Origin of the sequence: Algibacter sp. L3A6, assembly GCF_009796825.1 — a bacterium.
Classification (GTDB): domain Bacteria; phylum Bacteroidota; class Bacteroidia; order Flavobacteriales; family Flavobacteriaceae; genus Algibacter.
The window spans coordinates 2113802-2125653 of sequence record NZ_CP047030.1 but is presented as its reverse complement, the minus strand read 5'-3'; the positions used below and the strand labels follow the sequence as shown (position 1 = coordinate 2125653).

Here is an 11852-nt window from a genome sequence, read left to right as displayed (position 1 = left end):
TTCTTTAAGACTAAACTCGACGAGTTGTTAATTTTTTAAGAAAAACAACAAGTAAACATTGGTTTATAAGCACAAAAAAGCCCGTGATTCTTATTCAAATCACGGGCTTCTTTTAACTAACTAATTAACTAATCAACTTTTATGAAAATTAAATTTTAAGGTTAACTACTCCTTAAATTCCATACAAAGAAACAGCCTAAATTTGAAAACATAATACTTATTTAGATTTGTTTAACATGCTTATCCAGAATTTTATCTTTTCTTTAAGAGTAAAGCGCATCACTTGTTAATTTTTTAATAAAAACATGCTTTTATTTTGAAGGTTTTAGAGTGTTTTTAAAAACTTAAAGCTCCTCTTATTTTTTATCAATCTATTTTAATTAGTTTATTTACATTTGTGTAATGAATAAAGCTATTATATTAATAATCTGTTTTTTAGGATCTTCTATTCTGAAAGCACAACAAAATGATAGTATCGTTTTTAAAAACGGTATAGATAGCCCAAATCATTTAGCTACGCATCATTTTGGTATGTTTAGCTCAAGAATTTCTACTAACTTTAAATTTCACGCTCCTAAGCGTAATACTTTTAGTTTCAATATATCTAACGGAAATACCTTTCACCCATTCGTGGAAGCATATTTACCTAAAGATCCAGAAATACGAGCACAACTTAGCCAAGTTAAATGGCACGATCGCCGTTTTGATTTTATTGATCAAGAAACCACACCTGCCGATTACATGAACATTGTTGTGGATGCAGTAATTAAAGAATTTCGTGCTAGCTTAAGCCTACCTTTATCTAACCATCATGAGTTGAGCATATCGCTCCGTTCTCACTTAATAACAAAAGGTGAGTATCCGTTTTCGATTTTCACAAGTGACGAAAGTATAGAGTGGTTTCATAGTAATATTGCTGGTGGTGAAGATCCCTACGGAAGGCGTTACTACGGCTTAAATAAAGTAGACTTTAAGTACACCGATAGAAACGGAAAAGTTTTAGAGTTTGAAAATAACGATTTTTTTATTGGTGGCATTGAACTTAACCACTATTACTATCCAGAGTTTTTAATAAATAAAAGCCGCAACCTCTTTATAAACTTCGGAAGTCATTTAGGTTTAAATACTTCAAAATATAATTCTGCTATAGACCTCGGAATTTCAGCAAACGCTGTAAAACATATTAAATTAAAAAACAGTTACGAACTGAATATTGCCTTAGGCGCAAACCTACTGCGTAAAAACATTATAGACTTTAAAGACAATGTAGACCTAGGTAACAACCCGTTTTTAGCAACAACAGAAAGCACTGTTGAAATTACAAAATATACAAAAAAAGGAAACTACAATGCCTTCAGTATTAATTACCAATTACAATCGCGTTACAACAAAAAAGATGAGGCTGGCTACTACAAACTCATTGGTAAATGGCAAGAAATAAATGGAGGTTGGCAACATGGTGTAAGCACGCTTTACAAAACACTAACCAACTGGAATTTCACCTACACTTATGGCAGGCCGAATATGCAATTGGCTTTTTACGTAAAAGAAGATTTTCTGGTTAATAATGCGCCAGATTTCCAAACCGGATTCAACATAAAAATACTAGTGCTTAATTAATAAAAAATCAGGTTTTTGTTAATTTTAATTAAAATTTCGTTAATTTTTACCGTTCTGGGTTATAATTTTATATAAAATAAATATTTTCACGTTATTAACTAACCCAATAATAATTTGAAAAAAACGACCAAACTATTATTGTTGTCTCTAACAACAATAATTCTGTCTTGTAATTCTGCAAAAAAGACAGCTGAAGCCAATGCGGCTAAAAAGGTTATGCTCGCAAAAAAAGCGAAGGCCGACAAACTCAAAAAACAACAAATTCAGCCGTACAGTAAAATCGTTACAAAAGATGCAAAAACAGATATCGGTCTATTTAAAATCCATACTATAGACGATAAATATTTGTATGAAATTCCAGATTCTCTTTTCGATAGAGAAATGCTTATGGTTACCCGTATTGCTAAAACAGCAAGCGGACTTGGCTTTGGCGGCGGAAAAGAAAACACACAAGTGTTACGCTGGCAAGTAAAAGATAAAAAAGTATTGCTACGTGTAGTCTCTAATAACGTAGTAGCCGATAAATCTTTACCGATTCACGAGGCTGTTGTAAACTCTAATTTCGAACCTATATTATATGCTTTTCCTATAAAAGCTTTTAGTAAAGATTCTACTGCAACAGTTATCGACGTTACCGATTTATACAAAAAAGATGTAAACTCCTTAGGACTAAGCGTTAGAAATAAAAAAAACTACAAAGTATCTCGATTAGACGAAAGTAAATCTTACATAGAATCTCTAAAAAGTTACCCGTTAAACATTGAAGCGCGCCATGTAAAAACATACTACGCATCAAACCCACCATCAAATTCTAGCACAGGAACTATTAGTATTGAAATCAATAACTCCATGATTTTACTACCTAAAACACCAATGAAGCGTCGTTATTTTGATAAACGTGTTGGTTGGTTTACAAGTAGCCAAACCGATTATGGCTTAGAAGCTCAAAAAAGTAAGAGACTAACGTATTTAGACCGTTGGAGATTAGAAGTGAAAGATGAAGATCTAGAAAAGTTTAAAAATGGTGAACTGGTTGAACCTAAAAAGCAAATTGTTTATTACATAGATAGAGCAACCCCTGTAAAATGGAGAAAATATATTAAGCAAGGTATTGAAGATTGGCAAACTGCTTTTGAAGCCGCAGGTTTTAAAAACGCCATTATCGCTAAAGATCCGCCAAGTGTAGAAGAAGATCCAGAATGGACTCCAGAAGATGCACGTTATTCTGTTGTGCGTTACTTAGCATCTCCAATACCAAATGCAAATGGCCCACACGTTAGCGACCCAAGATCTGGCGAAATACTAGAATCGGATATTAACTGGTACCACAACGTAATGAGCTTAGTAAACGGTTGGTTCTTTACTCAAACTGCCGCTGCAAACAAAGCCGCTCAAAACTCAGAATTTAGTGATGAGGTTATGGGAGAACTAATCCGTTTTGTATCATCTCACGAAGTTGGACACACTTTAGGTTTACCACATAACATGGGAAGTAGCTCTGCTTATAAAGTAGAAGATTTACGTGATCCTGAATTCACAAAAAAATACGGAACAGCTCCTTCTATTATGGATTATGCTCGTTTTAATTACATCGCGCAACCCGAAGATGTTGGCGTTTCTTTATTCCCAAACATTGGTATTTATGACAAATATTCTATTGCTTGGGGTTACAAACCTATTTTAGATAAAACAGCTGTTGAAGAAAAAGAAACTTTAGACAGTTGGATTATGGCACATGACGGCGATCCACTTTATAGATTTGGTAAACAACAAAGAGAAACTATAGATCCTAGCTCGCAAACTGAAGATTTAGGAGACGATGCTGTTTTAGCAAGTACTTATGGTATAAAAAACCTAAAACGCGTAGTGCCCAACTTAATTGAATGGACTACTAAAAACAATTCTGATTATGAAGATTTAAAAACCATGTATGGTCATGTATTTTCACAATTTAACCGCTACATGGGGCATGTTGTCAATAACGTTGGTGGTGTTTACGAAAACTACAAAACAGCCGATCAAGAAGGTGCTGTTTACAGCCATGTAGATAAAAAACATCAAAAAGATTGTTTACTATTTATAAACGATCAATTATTTGAAACACCAGAATGGTTAATTTCTCCAGAGATTAATGATAAAATTCAGGCTTCAGGAATAATAGAACGTATTAACGCCGTGCAAACACGAACGTTAAACAACCTTTTAAGCACCTCTAGAATGCAACGAATGATAGAGAATGAATCGCTTAACGGAAACGACGCATACGCCCTTACAAGTATGATGCGTGACTTAAGAAACGGCGTTTGGAAAGAATTAAACACCGGAAAAAATATAGATACTTATAAACGTAATTTACAACGTGCACACGTTAACAGGTTAGCTTATTTAATGACGAGCACAAGCAACTCAGATATTAAAGCTATTTCTCGTGCCGAACTTACTACTTTAAAAAACCTAGTACGCTCGCGTATTGGATCTAGAAACGCTATTACAAATATTCACCTTAGAGATATGGTCGAACAAATTAATGCTATTTTAGACCCTAAATAAAAGCAGGTTACATAATTAGCACACCTAAAAAAGGCTTCCATGACGGGAGCCTTTTTTGTTAAAAGCTAGTTAAATTTCAAAACCTTTTTAAACCTTTTTGAAATGTGAAAGTCCTAATAGCAAATAAACATTAAAACTTAAATAAGATGAAAAAATTAATAATTATTGCATTAGCTTTTATTGGATTACAAGCAACTGCTCAAAGAAAAGAAGGCGGACCAAGAAATCATGACAGAGGAGAAAAAATGATGAATCTTACTGCAAATGAAATGGCAACACTTCAAACTAAAAAAATGACTTTAGCATTAGATTTAGATGAAGGACAACAAAATAAAATTTACACCATAAATTTAGACAACGCCACAAAACGTAAAGCGATGATGGAAGAACGCAAAGCTAAAAAAGAAGCTGGAACTGCGGAAAAACCAACTAAAGAAGAGCGTTTAAAAATGATGAATGATATGCTTGATCATAAAATTGCTGAAAAAGCTAAAATGAAAAAGATTTTAAACGATGAGCAATATACTAAATGGGTACAATCTTTAGAAAAAAGAGACAAGAATAAACGTGGTAACAAAGGCGATAGTAAAAAGGGCAAGAACCACAAAAGAGACTAAGAATTTTGTTAGATTGATTGATAGTTAATGAGAAAGCGCATTTCAGATTATTGAAATGCGCTTTTGTTTTATTTAACAACTACTACTAGCCTAAAATCTTACCTATAAACATATCGACCACCTCGATAACAATTAGAATGATAATAATCCATTCCAGTCTACTACTCTCCTTATGATCCATAATATCTTTAAACAACTCTAGGTTATCTTTTATAATCTCAATTCGATCGTGAATTAATCGGTAACGGTCTTGTAAATCAAAGGTGCGTTTTAAATCCTGATTAAGCCTATTAAGCTGCTCATTATCCCATGTAATTTCTGGGGAATCAAAAATATATAAATTCTCCGAAATTTTATTTTTGATATTTAAAATCTTTCCTATAAACCGTTTTAGTTTATTTCCCGAAATATCAAGCGTTCCCTTTTCTTCTAAAAACAAGGTGTGCTTATTTGTTTCTATAAGAAGTTCTTCTGTTATTTCCGCATAACGATCTAAAGCCACAGATTGCGATGTATTGAGCATTACTAAACGTATCATTTCTTGATCGAGTTCAGGAAGCACAACATCATCGAAAGTTACTCGTAACGTATCTGGTTTTACAATTACAGAAACAGATTCAGAAAGTTTTTCAGTAAAATAATTAGAACAAAAAGGCTTTATTTGCTTTAATGCGTGTTCAATTTCATCGTGAGATAAATTGAAAAACGACACCATCCCGTATTGAAAGATGTAAATAAATTTTTGATCTGAACTTTTATAATAAAGTTCATCGCTATCTTGAAACACTAATTGCCACGGCAACTCTTGTTTACTAGTTTTTATTTGGATAGCACTAGCTACTTGGTAAGCAACTACGCGGTACATTATATTCTATAAGTGTTGTGTTATTTTTAGAGTAGGGAATTTTATACCCGACAGGTTTTAAAGCCCATCAGGTTTAAAATATTCTATTAAATGAATTAATCTATCGGTTTTAAACTTTGAACCCTATATATGGCATCATCTCCATCTGCATCTTCAACAAATGTGATTCTGAATTCTTTATCCACCATAGACTCATCGTTTTTTAAATCGAATTGTTTTAAAACACGCGGATGCACTTCTTCAAAAGCTAGCTCCTCGCCATTTTCAAACCAAAAATTAAAATAACCGTTTTCGAAAGATTTAAAAACAGCTGTTCTCATAATATTAAATTGTGTTAATCGTTATCGTCGTCTTCTAAACTCGGGTCTTGTACAGCCTCTGGATCATTATCGTCAAAATCTTCATAATCATCTTCATCATAATTCTCCATGGTTACTGCCAATTTCGAACTTACTTTTACTAAATATTTAGTATCCTCGGTGGTTACTTCTACCGCTTCTATAATTTCGTTATGCTGATTTTTAAATGAAATAATTTGATCATCATCATATCCATCAGGATAGCGTTCTACTAATAAGGCTAATATCTCAGGTGTCAATTTTTTAAAATCAACAATGACACGTTTTAAATTTTCATTTCTATTTTTCATGTGTTGGTTTTTATTTTTTTTATTAGGTTTCACATGTCCCCTATTTAACGACATATTAATCTCATTAAACGGGGTTAATTGTTTTTTAGATTTGGGCATTATTTAGCCACAAGATAAATATAATTATTTATGATTACTTTACACGAATTACATCATAAAAATCTTTTCGTCTATCCTTCAGGTTTTTAACAGCCCCAAAAGAATGTAGTTCTCGCAATAAGCTTAAATCTACATCGGCAACCAAAATCATTTCTGTATTTGTTGTCGCTTCCGCTTTTATCCCATTACTTGGAAACGAAAAGTCGCATGGTGTAAACACAGCAGACTGCGCATATTGAATATCCATGTTATTCACGTTTGGTAAATTACCAACACTTCCAGCAATAGCAACATAACATTCGTTCTCTACAGCACGTGCTTGTGCACATAAACGCACTCGAGAATATCCGTTTTGTGTATCTGTTAAAAAGGGTACAAATAGTATATCCATGCCTTCATCAGACAATAAACGTGACAACTCAGGAAACTCCGAATCGTAACAAATTAATATCCCTATTTTACCACAATCGGTTTCAAAGGTTTTTAATTTATCACCACGTTGCATACCCCAAACCTTAGCTTCATCTGGTGTTACGTGTATTTTTTCGTAACGCTCAAAACTACCATCTCTTCGGCATAAATACCCAACATTATACAGTTTATCACCAACCAATTCTGGCATACTTCCTGAAATAATATTAATATTATATGAAATAGATAACTGTTTCATTCTATTAACAATAGTTTCAGTAAATTTTGCCAATTCCCTAATAGCATCTGGCTCGTGTAAATGATTGAACTCTGCCATTAAAGGCGCGTTAAAAAACTCTGGAAATATAGCAAAATCAGAGCGATATGCCGAAACACTATCGATAAAATACTCTACCTGTTGCATTAAATCATCCAGTCCTTTATACGGTCGCATTTGCCACTGTATTAAACCTAAACGCACCACTGTTTTTACACTACTTGCTTTTTTGTTAGGTTTGGTATAAGAAATATTATCCCACTCCATTAAAACAGCGTATTCGCTTGATGCTGTATCGCCTTCTAAATAATTTTTTAAAACCCTTACCGGATGAAAATCATTAGATATTTGAAAGTTTAAAACCGGATCATGAATTTCCTTACGCTTTACTTTTTCAATATATTCCTTAGGGGTTAAATCCCTATGTTTATGGTAGTTTGGCATACGCCCACCAAATACAATACTTTTTAAGTTTAATGTTTCGCAAACTTCTTTTCTGTAATCGTAAAGTCGTCTACCTAAACGCAACCCTCTATATTCTGGTTTTATAAACACATCGATACCATAAAGCACATCGCCATCTGAATCGTGGTTTTTAAAAGATTCTCCAGAAATAATATCGCTATAAGTATGGTTATCATCTATTTTATCGTAATCGACAATAAGAGACAACGCACAGCCCGCTAAATTTCCATCAATTTTAATAACTACCTGCCCTTCTGGGAACATGGTGGTTAATTTTTGAATATGATCTTTTTTCCAATATGAATCTAGCACACCGCCATAAGACTCTAACGTTGCTGCTTTTAATTCCTCAAAATCATCAACGGTTAAGTACTTTAATTCTATATTTTCAATATTGTTTATATCCATTTTTATTGACCTAAAAGGTATGCGAAAATTAATGGAGCAACAATAGTAGCATCACTTTCGATGATAAATTTAGGTGTATTAATATCTAATTTACCCCAAGTAATTTTCTCGTTTGGTACAGCTCCCGAATACGAACCATAACTGGTTGTAGAGTCGCTAATTTGACAAAAATAACTCCAGAATGGTGTATCTGTACGTTCCATATCTTGATACAACATTGGCACCACACATATTGGGAAATCGCCAGCAATACCACCGCCTATTTGAAAAAACCCAATACCTTTAGATGAATTATCAGTATACCAATCTGCTAAAAACGTCATGTATTCAATACCCGATTTTACAGTACTTGCTTTTAATTCTCCTTTTAAAACGTAGCTCGCAAAAATATTACCCATAGTACTATCTTCCCAACCTGGGCAAACAATAGGCAAGTTTTTTTCCGCTGCAGCGTACATCCAAGAATCTTTTAAATCAATTTCGTAATACTCTTCTAAAACTCCAGAAAGTAACATTTTGTACATATACTCATGAGGTAAAAAACGCTCGCCATTAGCTTCAGCATCTTTCCAAATTTTTACAATATGTTCTTGTAACCTTCTAAAAGCCTCTTCTTCAGGAATACAAGTATCAGTTACACGGTTTAAGCCTTTTTCTAATAAAGCCCACTCATCTTCAGGAGTTAAATCACGATAGTTAGGCACACGCTTATAATGAGAATGCGCTACCAAATTCATAATATCCTCCTCTAAATTTGCTCCAGTACAGGAAATAATTTGCACCTTATCTTGACGAATCATTTCAGCAAAACTCTTGCCTAACTCAGCAGTACTCATAGCACCCGCCAAAGACACTAACATTTTAGCCCCAGAATTTAACTGTGCCTCGTACCCTTTTGCAGCGTCTACCAAAGCAGCAGCGTTAAAGTGTAAATAATGTTTTTCTATAAATTGCGAAATTGGTCCTTTAGTACTCATCGTTGTCACTGAATTTAGAAGCGTTAGTTTTTTGTTTTGTATTATCGTATGCGTTATCGTAATCGTCGTTTACCGACTCATCCATAAATTTATAGCTTAGCATTTTGTAATATAATTTTGCTGCTAAAAAATCGGATGATTTTTCTTTTTTATTTGGGCAAAGTTCCACAATATCGAAACCTACCACATTTTTCTCTTTAAAAACTTGTTTTAAAAAGTCTAAGGTTTCGTACCATAATAACCCACCCGGTTCTGGTGTGCCTGTGCTTGGCATAATTGAAGGATCGAAGGCATCCAAATCGAATGTGATAAATACATTATCCGTCATTTGATCGATTGCCGAATCCATCCAAGTGTCATCCACCGCCATATCGTGTGCAAAATAAGTCTTCTCTTCATCCATTACGGTTTTCTCCATAACGTCCATAGAACGAATCCCTACTTGAATTAAATTGGTTGTTTGGCTTGCCTCGTAAACAGCACAAGCATGGTTACACGTAGAACCATCGTACTCCTTACGTAAATCTGCATGCGCATCAATATGCAAAACCGTTAAGCTTGGGTACATTTCGTTAAAAGCACGAATAGTACCTATAGAAATAGAATGTTCTCCACCAAAAATGGTTACAAACTTATTTCTCTTAATATATTTTTTAGTCGCTTTATGTACAGCTTCTACCATAGCTTCTGGCGATTCATTCTCGGTTACAGCATCGGCTAAATACACACCTTGGCGGTATACTTCCGTCCCGGTTTCAATATCGTAAAGCTCCATGTTTTCCGAAGCATTTAAAAACGCCTTAGGCCCTTTATCGGCACCTTTTTGCCATGTACTTGTACCATCATAAGGCACAGGAATTAAAACAATCTTTGCAGTTTCCTTTTTTGCAAACTCTTCTGCAATTCCAGCGTAGGTATTATTGCTCATAACCTAAAATTTTAAGTAAGTCTTCACTTTTTTGTTGTTCACTAAATATTTTTTTTGTGATGTTTCCATCTTCATCTCTATCTATTAAAATATGCTTTGGCGACGGAATTAAACAGTGTTGTAAACCTCCAAAACCACCAATAGTTTCTTGGTAAGCACCTGTATTAAAAAAGCCAATATATAAAGGTTTATCTTTATCGTATTTTGGTAAATAAATGGCATTCATGTGTTGCTCACTGTTGTAATAATCATCACTATCGCAAGTTAAGCCGCCAAGTAAAACACGCTCGTAACTATCGTTCCAGCGGTTTAAAGGCAACATCACAAAACGCTTATTAATAGCCCAAGTATCTGGTAATGTTGTAATGAAAGATGAGTTGATCATGTTCCATTTTTCACGATCGTTTTGTTGTTTTTGGTACAAAACTTCGTAAACTGCACCACCACTTTCACCTACAGTAAAACTACCGAATTCAGTAAAAATATTTGGTACATCTACACCTTCCTCTTCGCAAACAATTTTAATTTGATTTACAATTTCTTCAACCATATAGGCGTAGTCATAATCAAAAACTAAAGAGTTTTTAATAGGAAAACCTCCACCAATATTTAAACTGTCTAAACTCGGACAAATCTTTTTCAAGTTTGTGTAAACACGCAAACATTTTGTAAGCTCGTTCCAGTAATATGCGTTATCACGAATACCAGTATTAATAAAAAAGTGAAGCATTTTTAAATTCACTTTCTCGTTATTCTGAATTTGAGATTTATAAAATGGCACAATGTTTTTATAGCCAATACCTAAACGTGAGGTATAAAATTCAAATTTTGGTTCTTCTTCCGAAGCAATTCTAATACCAACATTAAAGTTGCCTTCAATCTCGTTAGAAAGCAATTCAATTTCCTCGTAGTTATCAATAATAGGAATAGCATTTCTATGTCCGTTATTAATTAATCGAGCAATATTAGTTACATATTGTGCACGCTTAAAACCGTTGCTAATTACAAACGTATCATCTGTAATTTTACCTTCTTTTTTAAGGTTTTCAACAATATCAATATCAAACGCCGATGAGGTTTCAATATGTATATCATTCTTTAAAGCCTCGTTTAAAACATGTTTAAAATGCGAGCTTTTTGTACAATAGCAGTAATTGTATTTCCCCTTGTAATCGTTCTTTTCAATAGCATCGGCAAACCATTTTTTTGCACGATTAATATTGTTAGAAATTTGAGGTAAATATGTAAATTTTAACGGTGCACCGTAAGTCTCTACCAACTCCATTAAGTCTACCCCGTGAAATTGTAATGTTTTGTTTTCTAATGTAAATTCCTCTTGTGGGAAATCATAAGTTTGATTGATTAAATCAATATATTTTGTATTCAAAGTAATTGTTTTAAGATATTTAAAGATATAAATTGTAGATTAACTACATGTTAATTCTGTAAAAAAAATTAAAATCAAATTTGAATTTCCGGTTGAGTAGTAGGTACGAAGCCGTACTTATACTGGATCGCATATATGGCAGATACGGAAGTTAGCTTTAAAATTCGGTCGCTTAATCGGTAAGCTGCTTTTGAAAATGACTTCCTAATATCCAAAAGCCCGAACACAGAAACAGAGTTCAATTCGTTCAGCTAATAATAGTGCAAATGAAATACAAAAAAATGAATTACAAACTTTTTTTTAATTTATTTTTAAAATATTTTTCATGGTGCGTTACCACAAGGGTCGGGCTATCACTACTCGCTTTTTTGTGTTGCATAGGTGCAACCACACAAAAAGAGCTCAAACAGGCCGTTCTATTCCCAACGCGGGTGTATTAGCGAAGTATATTCCATAGAATTAAGAGCCATATTTAGAGCAAAATATAGATAAAAAATAATACTATAAGAGTTTATTATTCCGAAGAAAAAGAAAATTTATTTATAAAACAGTGTACCATGTTCCTAGCGTCGACATGACTTCAAAAAAATTTTAAGCTA

The 11852-nt window shown here is 33.5% G+C and carries 10 protein-coding genes; 3 read left to right on the top strand and 7 right to left on the bottom strand.

What is annotated here, in order from left to right; all coding sequences use genetic code 11:
* Positions 1 to 402 precede the first annotated feature (402 nt).
* From GQR98_RS08935 to GQR98_RS08925, 3 genes are all read left to right on the top strand, one after another.
* Positions 403 to 1620, top strand: coding sequence for a hypothetical protein (locus GQR98_RS08935; protein WP_159019207.1), 1218 nt, complete (start codon positions 403 to 405; stop codon positions 1618 to 1620).
* Between the two features lie 114 nt (positions 1621 to 1734).
* Positions 1735 to 4170, top strand: coding sequence for a zinc-dependent metalloprotease (locus GQR98_RS08930; protein WP_233268101.1), 2436 nt, complete (start codon positions 1735 to 1737; stop codon positions 4168 to 4170).
* Positions 4171 to 4316: 146 nt separating this feature from the next.
* Positions 4317 to 4787, top strand: a complete 471-nt coding sequence (locus GQR98_RS08925; protein WP_159019206.1) for a hypothetical protein — start codon at positions 4317 to 4319, stop codon at positions 4785 to 4787.
* Between the two features lie 85 nt (positions 4788 to 4872).
* Here GQR98_RS08925 and GQR98_RS08920 read toward each other — a convergent pair whose 3' ends face one another.
* The 7 genes from GQR98_RS08920 to GQR98_RS08890 form a co-directional block, all read right to left on the bottom strand.
* On the bottom strand, positions 4873 to 5652 hold the full coding sequence (locus GQR98_RS08920; RefSeq protein WP_159019205.1) for an RMD1 family protein: 780 nt from the start codon (positions 5650 to 5652) through the stop codon (positions 4873 to 4875).
* Positions 5653 to 5747: 95 nt separating this feature from the next.
* Positions 5748 to 5972, bottom strand: coding sequence for a hypothetical protein (locus GQR98_RS08915; RefSeq protein ID WP_159019204.1), 225 nt, complete (start codon positions 5970 to 5972; stop codon positions 5748 to 5750).
* Between the two features lie 14 nt (positions 5973 to 5986).
* Complete coding sequence (locus GQR98_RS08910; RefSeq protein ID WP_042497143.1) at positions 5987 to 6301, bottom strand: hypothetical protein; 315 nt, start codon at positions 6299 to 6301, stop codon at positions 5987 to 5989.
* A gap of 133 nt (positions 6302 to 6434) precedes the next feature.
* A complete protein-coding gene (locus tag GQR98_RS08905; protein WP_159019203.1) occupies positions 6435 to 7961 on the bottom strand; it encodes a bifunctional GNAT family N-acetyltransferase/carbon-nitrogen hydrolase family protein in 1527 nt (508 codons plus the stop codon).
* Positions 7962 to 7963: 2 nt separating this feature from the next.
* The gene (locus tag GQR98_RS08900) at positions 7964 to 8938 is read right to left on the bottom strand and encodes a deoxyhypusine synthase family protein (RefSeq protein WP_133969035.1); all 975 of its coding nucleotides are present in this window, start codon (positions 8936 to 8938) and stop codon (positions 7964 to 7966) included.
* Entirely contained in the window at positions 8928 to 9866 is a 939-nt protein-coding gene (gene speB / locus GQR98_RS08895) for an agmatinase (RefSeq protein ID WP_159019202.1), read from the bottom strand. The genes GQR98_RS08900 and speB overlap by 11 nt, the downstream gene beginning before the upstream one ends.
* Positions 9856 to 11253, bottom strand: a complete 1398-nt coding sequence (locus tag GQR98_RS08890; RefSeq protein WP_159019201.1) for an arginine decarboxylase — start codon at positions 11251 to 11253, stop codon at positions 9856 to 9858. The genes speB and GQR98_RS08890 overlap by 11 nt, the downstream gene beginning before the upstream one ends.
* Between the last annotated feature and the right edge of the window lie 599 nt (positions 11254 to 11852).